At 67.4% G+C, this 15,997-nt stretch carries 10 protein-coding genes; 9 read left to right on the top strand and 1 reads right to left on the bottom strand.

Going from position 1 to position 15,997, the window contains the following annotated elements:
• Nucleotides 1-223: 223 nt before the first annotated feature.
• The 8 genes from K8556_RS02520 (at nt 224) to K8556_RS02485 (ending at nt 11,872) form a co-directional block, all read left to right on the top strand.
• Nucleotides 224-1,642 (top strand): TolC family protein, encoded by a 1,419-nt coding sequence (locus K8556_RS02520; protein ID WP_223738428.1) that lies wholly within the window; start codon nt 224-226, stop codon nt 1,640-1,642.
• Nucleotides 1,643-1,655: 13 nt separating this feature from the next.
• Nucleotides 1,656-3,071 (top strand): efflux RND transporter periplasmic adaptor subunit, encoded by a 1,416-nt coding sequence (locus K8556_RS02515; protein ID WP_223738427.1) that lies wholly within the window; start codon nt 1,656-1,658, stop codon nt 3,069-3,071.
• A gap of 3 nt (nt 3,072-3,074) precedes the next feature.
• Nucleotides 3,075-6,374, top strand: coding sequence for an efflux RND transporter permease subunit (locus K8556_RS02510; RefSeq protein WP_223738426.1), 3,300 nt, complete (start codon nt 3,075-3,077; stop codon nt 6,372-6,374).
• 157 nt (nt 6,375-6,531) lie between these two features.
• Nucleotides 6,532-7,959 (top strand): HAMP domain-containing sensor histidine kinase, encoded by a 1,428-nt coding sequence (locus K8556_RS02505; RefSeq protein ID WP_223738425.1) that lies wholly within the window; start codon nt 6,532-6,534, stop codon nt 7,957-7,959.
• Nucleotides 7,956-9,356 (top strand): sigma-54 dependent transcriptional regulator, encoded by a 1,401-nt coding sequence (locus K8556_RS02500; protein ID WP_223738424.1) that lies wholly within the window; start codon nt 7,956-7,958, stop codon nt 9,354-9,356. The genes K8556_RS02505 and K8556_RS02500 overlap by 4 nt, the downstream gene beginning before the upstream one ends.
• A gap of 150 nt (nt 9,357-9,506) precedes the next feature.
• On the top strand, nt 9,507-10,541 hold the full coding sequence (locus K8556_RS02495; RefSeq protein WP_223738423.1) for a YncE family protein: 1,035 nt from the start codon (nt 9,507-9,509) through the stop codon (nt 10,539-10,541).
• Between the two features lie 218 nt (nt 10,542-10,759).
• The gene (locus K8556_RS02490) at nt 10,760-11,344 is read left to right on the top strand and encodes a DUF305 domain-containing protein (protein ID WP_223738422.1); all 585 of its coding nucleotides are present in this window, start codon (nt 10,760-10,762) and stop codon (nt 11,342-11,344) included.
• A gap of 294 nt (nt 11,345-11,638) precedes the next feature.
• Complete coding sequence (locus K8556_RS02485) at nt 11,639-11,872, top strand: hypothetical protein (RefSeq protein WP_223738421.1); 234 nt, start codon at nt 11,639-11,641, stop codon at nt 11,870-11,872.
• Nucleotides 11,873-11,930: 58 nt separating this feature from the next.
• Here the strand turns inward: K8556_RS02485 and K8556_RS02480 are convergent, their stop codons facing one another.
• Nucleotides 11,931-13,205 (bottom strand): type II restriction endonuclease, encoded by a 1,275-nt coding sequence (locus tag K8556_RS02480; protein WP_223738420.1) that lies wholly within the window; start codon nt 13,203-13,205, stop codon nt 11,931-11,933.
• Nucleotides 13,206-13,492: 287 nt separating this feature from the next.
• Here K8556_RS02480 and K8556_RS02475 point away from each other — a divergent pair, with 287 nt between their 5' ends.
• Nucleotides 13,493-15,961, top strand: coding sequence for a heavy metal translocating P-type ATPase (locus tag K8556_RS02475; RefSeq protein WP_223738419.1), 2,469 nt, complete (start codon nt 13,493-13,495; stop codon nt 15,959-15,961).
• The last annotated feature ends 36 nt before the right edge of the window (nt 15,962-15,997 follow it).

Raw genomic sequence — 15,997 nt, 5'->3', positions numbered from 1 at the left:
GCACGCAGCTCGCGGTGTGATTCCCGGAGTTACACCGTGACTCCACGGGCTCCGACTTCCTCGGGCCCGCACGCGAATCTCCCCTGGCGCTCCGTCTCACCCACGAGGGCCTACCCATGGCACAGGCCCTGCAGCCCTCTCTATCGTGCAATCAACTCTCGACATGTCCCAGCCAGCCCTCTCCCCTGTGTGGCGATGCGGCTCGATGAGGCACGTGGCTCTCATGCTGGCGCTGCTCTCTCCGGTGGCGGCGCTGGCCCAGGAGGACGCCCGCGCGCCAGCCATGCAGGCCACCTCCATGCCGGCGCTGTTGACTGACCCAACGCTTGCGCAGCTCCTCACGGAAGCCCTTGAGGCGCGCCCTGAGCTGCGTCAGGCCAAGGCACAGGTCCAGGCGGCACAGGAGCGCGTTCCTCAGGCGGGTGCCCTTCCGGACCCGGTCCTGCAACTGGGCATCCAGAACGACGGCTTTGGCGAGCTGATGATCGGCGAGATGGAGGGCAGCTACTACAGCATCATGGCCTCACAGGCCGTGCCCTTCCCTGGCAAGCGTTCGCTGCGTACCGAGGTCGCACGCCTGGGGGCCAAGGCCGCGTCAACGCAAGTCCTGCGAGCGCGGCTGTCTATCGAGGCTGAGGTGTGCCGTGGCTACCTCGACCTGGTGCTGACGCGCGAGCGGCTCAGGCTGTTGGACCGGCTTGAGGCGCTCTGGAAGCAATCCGCCGAGACAGTCCGCATCCGCTACGAAACCGGTGAGGGCGCCCAATCCGACCTGCTGCGCTCCCAACTCGAACTCAACCGGCTGCGTCAGCGCCGGGTGGCACTGAACGCCGACGAGCGCACCCGGGTGCAGACCCTGAACCGGCTGAGTGGCCGGCCTCTTGATGCGCCCCTGCCCACCACTCTGCGCGTGCGCGACCTGGGGGTGCCGGAGTTCGGTGACGCCGAATCAGCGACGAAGGACGCGCTCGCCCGCAGCCCCGAGCTAGCCCAGGCGCGCGCAACGGTGGAGCAGGCCAGCCAGCAGGTGGCGCTGGCGCGACGTGAGCGCCTGCCCGACTTCACCGTGAGCGCGGGAGTCATGCCCCGTGGCGGCGACTTCCCACCCATGTGGCAGGCCAATGTCGGCGTCACCCTGCCCATCTTCTCCGGGAGGAAGCAAAACCGCGCGGTAGCGGAGAGCCGCGCCAATGCCGAGGCCACCACTCAGGCCACGGAGGCAGTGGAGCAGGTGCTGCGGCTGCGGGTGCTGGAGCGCCTTACCGCCCTGGCCGCGCTGCGCGACACGGTGACCCTCTTCCGCAGTGGCATCTTGATGCAGTCGTCAGCGACCGCCGAGAGCACCCTGACGCAGTACCGCGTCGGACGCGCCTCGTTCGCCTCGGTGCTGGAGGCCAACACCGGCATCATCCGCGACGAGGAGGAGTACCTGCGGACGCTCGTGGATGCGCAGCGCCTCGCCATCGCCCAGGCCGAGGTGAGCCTGGAGCCCGTCGGCTCCATCGCTGCGGGCGGCCTCGGCTCGGGCGGCATGCCCGGAGCGGGCAGCACCCCGTCGGGCCCCGCCCCCGCCGCCTCGTCTGGTGGCACTGCCGGCGCCGCTCCCGCCGCCGCCTCCTCGTCTTCCATGTCCGGAATGTAGTTCTGGAGAACCCATGTCTCTTGAGAACCCTTCGCCGTCCCCCGCGCGCCGCCGCTTCGGAGCCGCCGCGCTCGCCGCCGCGGCGCTGGCCAGCGCCGTCCTGGGCGGAGGCGCCGTGCACCTGCTGTCCCACCAGGATGAGGCGCATGAAGCCCTCGCGCCGGCTCCCTCGGCCAGCTCCACCCCATCCGCCTCCGAGCCAGCCGCCACTCGCTACCAGTGCCCGATGCACCCGAGCATCGTGCAGGACCACCCGGGCAAGTGCCCCATCTGCGGCATGGATCTGGTGGCGCTTTCGCCGGCTGCTCCCGGAGGCGAGGGAGCCGCAATGGTGCAGGGGCTGGCCCCCGTCACCATCGACGCCTCGCGCCAGCAGCTCATCGGCCTGCGCACCGCTCCGGTGACGGAGGGCAAGGTCGGGGGCACCTGGCGGACCAACGGCCGCGTGGCCGTGGACGAAACCCGCGTGCGCCGCGTCAACATGAAGGTCGCCGGCTTCGTCGAGCGCGTGCACGCGGACTTCACCGGCAAGCCCGTGCGCCAGGGTGAGCCGCTCCTCTCCCTCTACAGTCCCGAGTTGCTCGCCGCGCAGGAGGAGTACCTGCTGGCCCTGCGCACCCGCCAGGCCCTGGGCGAAGCCGAGGGAATGGCCACGGACGGCGACACGCTGGTCGCGGCGGCCCGACGCAAGCTGCTGCTGTGGGACGTGCCGCCGGCCGCCCTGGAGCGGCTCGCCCGCGCGGGCGAGGCCACCCGCACCCTCACCCTGGTGTCGCCCATCTCGGGCGTCATCACCAAGAAGGATGTCGTGGAGGGAGCGCGCCTGGAGATGGGTGCCACGCCCTATGAGGTCGTCGACCTGTCGCGCGTGTGGGTCCTCGCGGACGTGTACGAGAGCGAGCTGCGCCACGTAAAGGTGGGCATGCCCGCCAACCTCCAGCTCAAGGCCTTCCCCAACCGGGTATTCGCCGGGAAGGTGGCCTTCCTGGACCCTGTGCTGGAGCCGGCCACGCGCACCGTCAAGGTGCGCCTGGAGTTCCCCAACCCTGACGGCGACCTGCGCCCCGAGATGTTCGGTGAAGTGGTGCTCCGCGGCATGACGCGGGACGCGCTGAAGATTCCGTCCGACGCCGTCGTTCCCACCGGCACCACCCAGGTCGTCTTCCTGGCGCTCGGCGACGGGCGCTTTCAGCCCCGCGAGGTCCGCCTGGGCGAGTCGGATGGAAAGAGCGTGGAGGTGACGTCGGGCCTGAAGGCCGGCGACCAGGTCGTCACCGGCGCCAACTTCCTCGTCGACTCCGAGTCGCGCCTGCGCGCGTCGCTGGCCGTGCTGGCCTCCTCTTCATCCGGCAGCGCCACGGCAGAGCCTCCCCCCTCCTCGCCTCCGGCGAATGCTCCCCCGGCCCCCTCCGGCCACGAAGGTCACTGAGCCATGATTCGCGCCATCATCCGCTTCTCGGCGGAGAACAAGTACCTGGTCATCGCAGCCACCGTGGTGGCGCTCATCGGCGCTTGGTGGACCATGCGGAACATGCCGCTGGACGCGCTGCCCGACCTGTCCGACACCCAGGTCATCGTCTACGGCCGGTGGGACCGCAGCCCCGACATCATCGAGGACCAAGTCACCTACCCCATCACCACCGCGCTGCTGGGCGCCCCCAAGGTGAAGGCGGTGCGCGGCTTCAGCGACTTCGGCTTCAGCTACGTGTACGTCATCTTCGAGGACGGCACGGACATGTACTGGGCACGCACGCGGGTGCTTGAGTACCTGTCGAAGATAACGCCCCAGCTTCCGCAGGACGTGAAGGTGGAGCTGGGCCCGGACGCCACCAGCGTGGGCTGGGTGTTCCAGTACGCGCTCGTGGACAAGAGCGGCAAGCACCGGCTGGACGAGCTGCGCTCCTACCAGGACTGGTTCCTGCGGTATCAGATTCAAAGCGTACCCGGCGTCTCCGAGGTGGCCACCGTGGGCGGCCAGGTGCGCCAGTACCAGGTGACGGTCAACCCCAACACCCTTGCCAGTTACGGGCTGTCGCTAGACGCGGTGGTGCGCGCCGTCCGTCAGGGCAACAACGACGTGGGTGGACGGCTCGTGGAGGTGGCCGGGCGCGAGTACATGGTCCGGGGCCGTGGCTATGTGAAGAACGTGGAGGACATCGAGAAGCTCGTCCTCAAGGCCCAGGGCGGCACCACCGTCACCATCAAGGACGTGGCCAGCGTGGCGTTGGGCCCCGAGCTGCGCCGTGGCGTGGCCGACCTGGACGGTGAGGGGGATGCAGTGGGCGGCATCGTGGTGATGCGCCAGGGAGAGAACGCCCTCAACGTCATCGAGCGCATCAAGGCGAAGCTCGAGGAGCTCAAGCCTTCGCTGCCCGAGGGCGTGGAGGTCGTCACCACCTATGACCGCTCGGACCTCATCGAGCGCGCCATCGACACGGTGACGCACAAGATGGTGGAGGAGATCATCATCGTCTCCATCATCATCCTCATCTTCCTGTGGCACGCGCCTTCGGCCCTCGTACCCATCGTCACGATTCCCGTGTCGGTAGCGCTGGCGTTCATCCCCATGTACGCGATGGGGCAGAACGCCAACCTCATGTCGCTGGCCGGCATCGCCATCTCCATCGGCGTGCTCGTGGACGGCGCCATCGTCGAGGTGGAGAACGCGTACAACAAAATCCACCACTGGATTAAGGACGGGAAAAAGGGCGACTTTCACCAGGTGCGCCTGGAAGCGCTGATGGAGGTGGGGCCGGGCGTCTTCTTCAGCCTGCTCGTCATCGCCGTGGCCTTCATGCCCATCTTCACGCTGGTGGACCAGGAGGGCCGCCTCTTCCGCCCGCTGGCGTACTCGAAGAACCTGGCCATGGCCATCGCCGCGCTGTTGGCGATTACGCTCGACCCCGCGATGCGGATGCTCTTCGCCCGCGTGGAGCCCTTCCGCTTCCGCCCGAGGCTCCTGGCGTCGGTGGCCACCACGGCCCTGGTGGGCAAGTACTACTCCGAGGAGCGGCACCCCATCAGCCGGCTGATGCACCGGCTCTACGAGGGCCCCTGCCGCTTCGTGGTGCGCCACGCCAAGGCCACCATCGCCGTGAGCGTGCTGCTGGTCGCCACCACCATCCCCGTGTACCTGCACCTGGGCAGCGAGTTCATGCCGCCGCTCAACGAGGGCACCATCCTCTACATGCCCTCGGCGGTGGAGCCCGGCATGTCCGTCGCCGAGGCGCAGCGCGTGCTGCAAGTCCAGGACAAGCTGCTCATGCGCTTCCCCGAGGTGGAGCGCGTCTTCGGCAAGGCCGGCCGCGCCAACACCTCCACCGACCCCGCCCCCTTCACCATGATGGAGACGACGGTGCTGCTGCGCCCCGAGTCCCAGTGGCGCGAGGTGCCACGCTGGTACAGCAATTGGGCTCCCGAGTGGCTGAAGAGCGTCCTGCGTCCCTTCTGGCGTGACCGCATCACCCAGGCGCAGTTGGAGTCGGAGATGAACGCCGCGCTCCAACTACCGGGCATCTCCAACGCGTGGACCATGCCCATCAAGGGCCGGCTGGACATGCTGACCACCGGCATCCGCACCCCCGTGGGCATCAAGATCATGGGCGCCGACCTGGCCACCGTGGAGCGCATCGCTCGCGAGACGGAGGCCGCGGTAGCGAAGGTGGAGGGCACCCGCAGCGCGTTCGCCGAGCGCGTGGCGGGCGGCTACTTCCTGGACTTCGTCCTCAAGCGCGACGAGCTGGCTCGCTACGGCCTGAGCGTGGACGACGCGAACATGATGGTGATGACCGCGGTGGGGGGCGACAACCAGTCCACCACCGTGGAGGGTCGGGAGCGCTACGGCATCAACGTGCGCTACGCGCGGGACTACCGCGAGGACCTCCAGGCATTGAAGCGCGTGCTGCTGCCCCTCCCCGGCGGCCAGGGCCAGATCCCCATGGAGGCCATCGCGGACGTGGTGCTCGCCCATGGCCCGTCGATGATCCGCAACGAGAACGGCATGCTCACCGGCTACGTCTACGTGGACTTCGATACCTCCAAGTACGACGTGGGCGGCTTCGTGGAGCGCGCCAAGGAGGCGGTGGCCAGCGTGAAGGTGCCCCCGGGCTACTCCATGACGTGGAGCGGGCAGTACGAGAACATGCTGCGCGTCCGCGAGCGGCTCCAGCTCGTCATCCCGCTGACGCTCGTGCTGATTTTCGGGCTGCTGTACATGAACACGAAGTCAGCCTTCAAGGCGGGCCTGGTGATGCTGGCGGTGCCCTTCTCGGCCATCGGCGCGGTGTGGCTGCTCTGGGCGCTCGACTACAACGTCTCCATCGCGGTGTGGGTGGGCATGATTGCCCTGATGGGACTGGACGCGGAGACCGGCGCCTTCATGCTCCTCTTCCTCGACCTCTCACATGACGAGGCGAAGAAGCGCGGGATGCTTCGCACCGAGGGCGACCTGGTGGAGGCCATCATTCACGGGGCCGTGAAGCGCGTGCGGCCCAAGGCGATGACAGTCATGGCGGCGATGCTCGGCCTGCTGCCCATCATGTGGTCCACTGGCACGGGCGCGGACGTGATGAAGCGCATCGCAGCGCCCATGGTAGGCGGCCTCGTCACCAGCTTCCTGCTGGAACTGCTCGTCTACCCGGCCGTCTACTTCCTGTGGAAGCGCCGCGAGGTGGTTCCAGGGCCGGCAACTTCCGAGCCGGAGGTCCCTGGAACCGCAGCGGTCGCGGCCTGACGCTGTACCCGTCACAGTGTGACCATCCCAGTTACGCTCCCCACATCCCTCTCCACAGGGCCGGGGCCTGTGTCAGGAACGAATTCAGGCACTTGCTGCGAGCGCGGTGTTGGCCTGCGCATTGCTAAACTTTCATCTTCGTTCGCTGGGGGACGCTGTGTCCGGAACTGCTCGCAGGCTCCTATACGCCTTCTCGCTCCTCGTCCTGGCCTTCGGCGCAGCGGCCTATGCCGCGCTCGAAGGCATGGCGGAGATCCACGAGGCCCTGCACAGCGTGCGGAGGCAGGAGACCGCCGTGCGCACCACGTTGTCGCTCGCGACCGCAGTGCGAGACCTCTACGCTCACCTGGCCCATACCCTCATCCTCGGCAATGCCAGCCACCTGCCGCTCTACGACGGTGCCCACCGCCGCGCTCTGGCGCTCCTTGAGCAGGTCCAGGCGCAGGCGATCACCCCCGAGGAGCGAGCCCAGGTAGACACGATGCGTCGCACCACTGCGGAACTGGACCTGCTCTTCCGGGAGGCACTCGTCCCGGCCGTCCTGAAAGGGGACCGCACCACAGCGGTCCGTGAGCACTCCCGGGCACTGGAGCTCGTCGGCGTCATCCAGGAGAGCGCGGACACCCTGGCTTCGCACTACGAGCGCGCCATCGGGAATTATGAGGAGCACGCGAGCACAGTCCAACACGGCAGCTTCCAATGGACCGTCGTGATCCTGGCCGCCGCGGCCCTCCTTGCGGCGGGTGTGGGCCTCTATATCGGCCGTTCGGTAGCCCGTCCTGTCTCCCTATTGGAGGCCGGCGCGGCCCGCATCGCTGCGGGCGACCTCACCACCCGCATCGCGCTGAACCGCCCGGACGAGTTCGGAAGACTGGCACAGCAATTCAACCGGATGACCGCCGCGCTTCGTGAGCACCAGGAGCGTCTGGTGCAGAGCGAGCGGCTGGCGGGCATTGGCCGCCTGGCAGCGGGCGTGGCGCATGAAATCAACAACCCCCTGGGTGTTATCCTGGGCTACGTGCGCCTGCTTCAGCGCAAGGCGGAAGGCGCGCTGGCCGATGACCTGCGCATCATCGAAGAGGAGACGCTGCGCTGCCGTGACATCGTGGAGGGGCTGCTCGACCTGTCGCGACCGCTCCAGGTTCCGGGTGAAACGCTGGAGCTGCGAGAGCTGGTGGAGGAGGTCATCTCCCGGCTGCGAGAGTCCGCCCAACTCTCCGACGTCTCCTTGACGGTGGAAGGCGAAGCCCAGGTGGCCGGCCACCCGCAGCGGCTTCGCCAGGTGGTCACCAACCTGCTCAAGAACGCCGTGGAGGCCGCAGGGCCTTCGGGACAGGTGACGGTGGCCATTCATGCGCGCGAAGGTGAGGTGGCGCTCACGGTCCGCGACACCGGACCAGGCCTTGCTCCCGAAGCGCACGAGCGGCTCTTCGAGCCCTTCTTCACCACCAAACCTCAAGGCACCGGGCTGGGGCTGGCCGTGTCACAGGCCATCGCCCAGGCCCATGGAGGCCACATCCAGCCACGCAATCTCCCCGGACATGGCGCGGAGTTCACCCTGCATCTCCCCCGGAGTACGCCGTGACGAACAGACCGAGCGTTCTCGTCGTCGACGACAAAGAGAACATGCGTCACCTCTTCACCCGGATTCTGGGTGACGCCTACCAAGTGAGGACGGCTGAAGACGGCGGCCGTGCGCTCACTCTCATCCAGACCCAGGAGTTCGACCTCGTAGTGACGGACATCCGCATGCCGGGGGCAGACGGCTTCGAGGTGCTAAGGGCCGTCAAGCAGCACTCGCCGGCCACCGAGGTCATCATGATGACGGCGTATGCCTCCGTCCCCAAGGCAGTGGAGGCCATCAAGGAGGGGGCCTACGACTACCTGCCGAAGCCCTTCGACCCGGACGAGGCATCCCTGGTCGTGGCTCGCGCTCTTGAGCGCAAGCGGCTCAAGGAGCAGGCGGCCACATTGCGGCGCGAGTTGGAGGGCATCTACAGCTTCCAGAACATCATTGGCAGGAGCCCACCAATGCGCACGCTCTACGGCCTGCTGGAGCGCGCCGCCGAGTTGGACATCACGGTGCTCATCACCGGAGAGACGGGAACGGGCAAGGAGTTGGTGGCCCGGGCCATCCACCACCACGGCCCGCGGAAAGACCGGCCCTTCGTCGCCGTCAACTGCGGCGCGCTGCCCTCGGAGCTCATCGAGAGCGAGCTGTTCGGTCACGCCCGGGGGGCATTCACCGGCGCGGTGGAGACCAAACCCGGCCTTTTCGAATCCGCGTCGGGGGGGACCATTTTCCTGGACGAGATTGGCGAGCTGCCCCTGGCTGTCCAAGTAAAGCTCAACCGAACTCTCCAGGATAAAGAGGTCCGACGTGTCGGTGACTCGGTGGCGCGCCGCATCGACGCACGCGTCATCACCGCCACCCACCGCGACCTCAAGGCCGACGCCGCCGCAGGCCGATTCCGCGAGGACCTGTACTACCGGCTCAATGTCTTCCCAGTACATCTGCCGCCCCTGCGCGAGCGGCGCGAGGACATCCCGTTGCTGGCGATACACTTTGTGCAGAAGGCGGCGAAGACCTACCACCAGTCGGTGGACGGCTTGGAGCCGGACGCGCTACGCGCGCTGACCGGGTACAGCTGGCCCGGCAACGTGCGCCAGTTGGAGAATGCCATCGAACGCGCGGTTGCCATCGCCACGGGCTCCCGCCTGGGCCAGGGCGACCTTCCACCGGAAGTCGCGGGGGCGCCCCAGGGGGCACTGCCCGCGAGCCAGCTGGTAAAGATGCCCTTCCGTGAGGCGGTGGACCTGGCGCGGGACCACGCGTCCCGGGACTATCTCATCGCCCTGCTGAGGGAGTTCGGGGGCAACGTGACTCGAGCCGCGGAACGGGCGGGCATGGAGCGCGAGAGCCTCCATCGACTCCTCAAGCGCTATGGCCTGCGTTCCGATGACTTCAAGGAGCCAGATTGAACGTCCAGCTCACGCACGCCAAGGAACGCTTCGCCTCCAGCAACGCCACAGCAGAAATTAAATGCAACCGAGTTGCACAAACACGCAAGCACGTCTATTAGGTCCCCCCTGGTCTGACTCTTCACGCGGACATTCCGAAAGGCTCGACTGATGGAACTCCTCAAGCGGACGCTGTGGGCACTCCCTTCCCTGGCGTTACTGACCATAATCGGCTGTGACGACGACTCGGACACCTTCCCCTCCGCCGAGAAGGACGTCGTGTTCGTTGTGAATGGCGGGAGCCACTCTCTCAGCGTCATCGACGTGGAGCAGTTGGAGGTGGCGAGCACCCTCCAACTGGAAGATGTGAGTTATCCGCACCACGTCAACCTGAGCCCGGATGGAACCTCGCTCGTGGTGGCCGTCCCTGGCATGGACCTGAGTGGAGGGCACGGCGGCGGCCACGCGGGCCACACCATGCCGGGCAAAGTCCTCCTCCTGGACGCGAAGACGGGCGAGACCCGGGCCATACGGCAGTTCGACGCGATGCCCCACAACGGCGCCTTCTCGCCAGATGGCACCGAAGTCTGGACGGCGTTGATGTCGGAGCCGGGCACGGTCCTCGTACTCGACAGCCGGACGCTGGAACCAAGGCAGACGGTCACCGTGGGGGACATGTCCGCGGAGGTGACGTTCTCACAGGATGGCCGATATGCCTTCGTTGCCAACGGTGACTCCAACAGCGTCACTGTCATCAACGTTGTGACCAAAGCGGTGGAGAAGACAGTGCCCGTCGGTGCCAACCCCGTGGGGGCCTGGCCGGGGAACGACGGCCTCATGTACGTGGACAACGAGGACGGGAAGAGCCTGACCGCTATCAACTCCGGGACGCTGGAGGTCGCGCGCACCTACGGATTGGGCTTCACGCCGGCCATGGCCGCCACGGCCCCCAACGGCGACCTCTGGGTGACGGACACTGACAATGGCAAGCTCATCTTCTTCGCGGCGGGAACCACGACGCGCCAGGGGGAACTCGCCACAGGTGCCGGCGCTCATGGCATCACCTTCTCCGCCGACGGTGCCACCGCCTTCGTCACCAACCAGGCAGCGGGGACGCTGAGCGTCGTGGAGGTTGCGACCCGTACCATTCGGAAGACGCTCACTGTGGGCACCAAGCCCAACGGTCTCGTCTTCCGCAAGAACTGATTTCTTCCAACAGCAGCCCTGGCCTGAAGTCGCAGTGCGCGTTGGCTCGCCAAACCGCACAAGTAAGCCTCGCGGGCCAAGCCTGTAACCTCGCCGCTCACAGCTGACAAGGAACTGCTCCGTGCTCAGTTTCTGGTCCTGCGAGCGTTCCTAGTGCCTCGGCTCGGCGAGGCGTACAGGGCGTCGAGCGTGGAGGTTGCGAACATATGAGTTCCCCTATGCTGTGCCGCGCACTGACGGTCGTATTGCTCATGGTGGTGGCAGGCTGCGGAGACGACGAGTCGAGTTCCCATGGCATGTCCATGGGCGATGACGTCGCCCCCGAACAGCTCGTCGTGGACGGCAACTACTCCGACGAGCGGTTCATCGACATGATGGCCGCGCACCACCAGATGGCCACCGAGATGGCCATGGTCGAGGAGCAGCGCGGGACGCGCCAGGAGCTTCGGGCACTGGCGACGAAGATGATCCAGGATCAGCGGCAGGAGATTGACGAACTGAAGGCCCTCAAGCAGGCCCATTTCGGCTCCTCGGACGTGCCGACCATGATGAGCGAGTCCGAGATGCAGAACAGCGGCATGCTGATGCCCGACGAGCTTGCGCAGAAGCCGGACGTCGACAAGGCGTTCATCGACTCGATGATGCCTCACCACGCGGGCGCCATTCAGATGGCGACTGTCGCGCTCCAGCGGAGCAGCATCGCGGAGATCCGCGCCATGTCCCGGAGAATCATCGACGCGCAGGCGGAGGAGGTCGGCCAGCTGATTGAGTGGCGTAAGGCGTGGTACGGCAGTCAGCCATAGGAGAGCCGGGCGTGCTCAGGGTTGTAGGCGGCAAGCCACCGCTTACACCGCCATCCCACTTTGGCTCGGCCAAGCCATCCTCCAGCTCCGGCAGCAGCTTTTCTTTGGGGAAGCTCGAGTCAGGGAGGAAATGCCATGAGGAATTTTGGGTACAGCCTGCTCATCACCACGGGACTGCTCTTCGGACCACTCGCTGGAGCCCAAGGCACCAGTCAGGCGCCGAAGGCGGAGCGCCAGACGGACGCATCCGCGCAGCAGCAATCCGGCTGTCCCTGCGAAATGATGGGCGGCGGAATGATGGGTGGCGGCATGATGGGCCAGGGCATGGGCGGCGCGGGAATGAACTGCTCCATGCGCGGAATGGCGGACGTGAAGGTGGAGCAGACGCCGACAGGGGCCATTCTGCGGCTCACCGCAAAGAACGCCGGCCAAGTCGAGGAAGTTCAGCGCATGGCGCAGGGGATGCAGCGCTGCATGAGCGGAAGCGGCACCCAGCAGCAGGGCCAACCGGCCTCGCCCGGTCAGTAGCAGCGCTGACGACAGCGTGCTGTCTCGGTCTGGAATGTAGTGTTCCTGAGAGGCACGCTCACGGATGGAGGCGGCGAGCCACCGCCTGCACGGCCTTGAGCCCCTGCCCGAAGCGGCCCATCGCCTCGCGGTGGCGCTCCAGCTCACCGTAGGGAAGGTAGCGCACGTCGAGGTCCGCGACTCGGCGGAAGGCTGGGCGCGCGAGTTGCTGCCGGACATCCTCCTCGCGGCCGTCTGGCGCGACGAGGAACAGGCCCCTCGTGGCGGAGCCCGGGGCCCCCAGCGCCAAGTCTAGCAGCCGCACGATGCCGGAGTAGATGGACGTCGTGTGCTCCACCTCGAACGCCGCGGCCACCGCGGCGCGTCCCTTCTCCAGCCAGAGCACGTCGATGAGACGGACCGCTTCGCCCCCTGGTGCCGTCGCCACGACTGACGGCAGCTCCGCGAGGCACCCATCTCCGAGCAGGCCCGTGCCGCAGCGGCGTCCGCGGTCATTGGCGGCCACCCACACGTCGTAACCGAGTGCGGCGCCCAGGTCTCTCAGCCAGCCCTGGACCTCGGTGTGGGTGAGGTCCTCGGCCTCGGCAGCCTCGCGGGCCTTGCGTGCCCCCGCTGCCTCGGTCCGCACCTTGGCCAGGTCCGCCTCCCAGGCAGCTCGCGCCTCGACGTCCTCCTCCCCGGGCGGTGGCGCATACCGGCCACTGCCGATGTCGAAGAGCAGCCCGCCCACGGCGCCCAGGTCATTGGAGAGCAACTCGCGGTGGGTCGCATTGAGCCGGAGGACGCCCTCGCGCATGGCGAGGTACTCCTCCCACTTGCCCAGCTTCACCTTCGCACCGGTGAGCGCGTTGTAGCCGTTCACGATGGCCGTGTTGAACGGCGGCATCAGCGTGGGATGCAGGAAGTAGAGCAGGTTCGCCGCGGCGGGCCCGAGCCCCTTGATTTTCCGCTCATCGAGGGCGCGGATGGCCGCCACGAGCCCCTCACCGTCACCACAGCAGGCACACGCGGACAGGAAGCGGCCGAAGGCGCGCTGGTTCTCCGGGGACTCGTAGATGTCCGGGATGCGCAGCTTGGGCTTCCACAGAAAGGCGTGGTCCGCGCCCTTGAAGATCTGCCGCTGCTCGGACACCGAGCCCACCACGGTCTCCAGGGACGAGCCCTTGTACACGTTGCCGAAGGTGCCCTTCTCGATCTCCTCCACCACCGTGGCCAGGCCGCGGCGGATGGAGCGGAAGTTCTTCAGGCGCTCCTCCCAGAGGAACCAGGAGCGGTAGGTTCCGCCCGGGTCTTCGCGCCACCGAGAGATGAGGGAACGGAGCGGTTCGGACATGCCCTCATGTTCCAGCGCGCCCGCGGGGTTCGCAAACCGGGTGTGACCGACCTCATCAGGGTGTAACAGCACCGGTTACGCCGCGAAAGCGTACGCCTGAGCAGAATTGCGGACTTACCTCTCAGGCATGGCTGGCCTCCGGGTTGCTTGTTACCGGGATGGGGAGGCCTCCTCATCGAGAGCATCCCTCCGAAGCGGGCGGGCAGCCGTGGGCCGCCTCCAGATTCACCCGGAACTGTAAGAGGGGATGGGGTGCTTCGTGAGCACCGGTGAAAGGAAGCGCGACGATGACGACGCATCACCCCCCAGATGTCCACGCCGGGCACCACCCTCCGCACCTGCCGGAGGACAAAGTGAAGGACCCCGTCTGCGGGATGTTCGTGGACCCCCATGCCGCGAAGGGCGGTAGCCACGTGCACGAGGGGCACACCTACTTCTTCTGCAACCCGAAGTGCCGCGAGAAGTTCAAGGCGGAGCCGCAGAAGTACCTCTCCCCCGAGACCCAGCCGCCACCGGCACCTGCCCCTGCTGGCACCGCGTACATCTGCCCGATGGACCCGGAGGTGCGGCAGGACCACCCGGGCACCTGTCCGAAGTGTGGAATGGCCCTGGAGCCCGAGCAGCCAGCCGTCCAGACACGCACCGAGTACGTCTGCCCGATGCACCCTGAGATTGTTCGGCCCGAGCCCGGGACGTGTCCCATTTGCGGCATGGCGCTTGAGCCACGGACTGTCACCCTTGAGGAAGCGCCGGACCCGGAGTACCTCGATATGCGGCGGCGCTTCTGGGTGAGCCTTGCCCTCTCGCTCCCCCTGTTCGTGCTGGGTATGTCCGAGATGATTCCCGGGCAGCCCGTGCAGCGCCTCGTTCCAGGGCCGCTCATGGCCTGGGTGCAGCTCGCCCTGGCGACGCCCGTTGTGCTGTGGGGCGGCTTCCCCTTCTTTCAGCGGGGTTGGGCGTCGGTACGCAACCGGCACCTCAACATGTTCACGCTGATTGCACTGGGAACGGGCGCGGCCTACGGCTTCAGCGTCTTCGCCACCCTCTTCCCCGGCCTCCTGCCCCATTCCTTCATCGGCCACGGGGGCCACGTGCCCGTGTACTTTGAAGCCGCAGCGGTCATCACCACTCTGGTGCTGCTGGGCCAAGTGCTGGAACTCCGGGCTCGTCATGCCACCTCGGGAGCCTTGAAGGCGCTCCTCGGGCTGGCTCCGAAGACGGCACGGCTGCTGCGCGAGGACGGGCGCGAAGAGGACGTGCCGCTGGAGCGGGTCCACGTGGGTGACCGCCTCCGGGTCCGCCCTGGTGAGAAGGTGCCCGTGGATGGCATCGTCCTGGAGGGCGAGAGCGCCGTGGACGAGTCCATGGTGACGGGTGAGCCCATTCCCTCCGAGAAGGCGCCCAATAGCCGGGTGACGGGCTCGACTGTCAATGGCACGGGCAGCTTCGTGATGCGGGCGGAGCGCGTCGGCCGCGACACCCTCCTCTCACAAATCGTGCAGCGGGTGGCCGAAGCCCAGCGCAGCCGGGCCCCTATCCAGCGCATCGCAGACACCGTCTCCGGCTGGTTCGTGCCCGCAGTGGTGGGAATCGCCGTCCTGACGGCGTTCGTCTGGGGGCTGTGGGGGCCGGAGCCCCGCCTCGCCCACGCGCTGGTCAACGCGGTGGCCGTCCTCATCATCGCGTGCCCGTGCGCCCTGGGCCTGGCCACGCCCATCTCCATTGTGGTGGGCATGGGTCGCGGCGCGCAGGTCGGCGTCCTCATCCGAGACGCGTCGGCACTCGAGGAGTTGGCGAAGGTGGACACTCTCATCGTCGACAAGACGGGCACGCTCACGGAGGGCAGGCCAAGCCTCGCCACGGTGGTGCCGGCCCCCGGCTTCGACGAGGCGCGGCTGCTTCACGTGGCCGGCAGCATCGAGCGCGGGAGCGAGCACCCGCTCGCGTCCGCCATCGTGAAAGGCGCACAGGAGCGCGGTGCCGTCCTCACGGAGGCCACCGGCTTCAAGTCCGTGACGGGCCAAGGAGTGACAGGCCACGTGGGCGGTGCACAGGTGGCGCTGGGGAATGCCAGGCTCCTCGCGGGGCTCGGCATCGACGCCGAGCGACTCGTGCAGAAGGCGGAGTCCATGCGGCGGGAGGGCCAGACGGTGATGTTCGTCGCCGTGGATGGCAAGCCTGCGGGGCTATTGGGCGTGACCGACCCGGTGAAGGCCACCACGCCCGAGGCCATACAGCAGCTGCGGGCCGACGGGCTGCGCCTCGTGATGCTTACCGGCGACAGCCGGACGACGGCGGAAGCGGTGGCCCACCGCCTGGGCATTGACGAAGTTCATGCCGAGGTGCGCCCCGAGGAAAAGAACGCGTTGGTGAAGCGCCTGCAGGCCGAGGGGCAGGTGGTGGCCATGGCCGGAGACGGCGTAAATGACGCGCCCGCGCTCGCCCAGGCCAACGTGGGCATCGCGATGGGCACGGGCACCGATATCGCGATGGAGAGCGCTGCTGTCACGCTGGTGAAGGGTGACCTCCGCGGCATCGTCCGCGCCCGGCACCTCAGCCGCGGTACCGTGCACAACATCCGCCAGAACCTCTTCTTCGCGTTCATCTACAACGTGCTCGGCGTCCCCATCGCCGCTGGGGTCCTCTACCCGTTCTTCGGTCTGCTGCTGAGCCCCATGATTGCCAGCGCGGCGATGAGCATCTCGTCCGTCTCCGTCATCACCAATGCCCTGCGGCTCAGGCGGCTCGACCTCTGACCACCGCCCCCGCCAGCTTCAGGAGGAGAAGCTACC

Origin of the sequence: Corallococcus sp. AS-1-12, from assembly GCF_020036995.1 — a bacterium.
Lineage (GTDB): Bacteria > Myxococcota > Myxococcia > Myxococcales > Myxococcaceae > Corallococcus.
This window is presented reverse-complemented; position numbering and strand designations above follow the sequence as displayed.

What these genes read in the sequence shown, in the direction of transcription:
- K8556_RS02485 (WP_223738421.1), top strand. Translation starts at nt 11,639, where the DNA reads ATGATGGGTGGCGGCATGATGGGCCAGGGCATGGGCGGCGCGGGAATG.
- K8556_RS02495 (WP_223738423.1), top strand. Translation starts at nt 9,507, where the DNA reads ATGGAACTCCTCAAGCGGACGCTGTGGGCACTCCCTTCCCTGGCGTTA.
- K8556_RS02520 (WP_223738428.1), top strand. Translation starts at nt 224, where the DNA reads ATGCTGGCGCTGCTCTCTCCGGTGGCGGCGCTGGCCCAGGAGGACGCC.
- K8556_RS02510 (WP_223738426.1), top strand. Translation starts at nt 3,075, where the DNA reads ATGATTCGCGCCATCATCCGCTTCTCGGCGGAGAACAAGTACCTGGTC.
- K8556_RS02480 (WP_223738420.1), bottom strand. Translation starts at nt 13,205, where the DNA reads ATGTCCGAACCGCTCCGTTCCCTCATCTCTCGGTGGCGCGAAGACCCG.
- K8556_RS02515 (WP_223738427.1), top strand. Translation starts at nt 1,656, where the DNA reads ATGTCTCTTGAGAACCCTTCGCCGTCCCCCGCGCGCCGCCGCTTCGGA.
- K8556_RS02490 (WP_223738422.1), top strand. Translation starts at nt 10,760, where the DNA reads ATGCTGTGCCGCGCACTGACGGTCGTATTGCTCATGGTGGTGGCAGGC.
- K8556_RS02475 (WP_223738419.1), top strand. Translation starts at nt 13,493, where the DNA reads ATGACGACGCATCACCCCCCAGATGTCCACGCCGGGCACCACCCTCCG.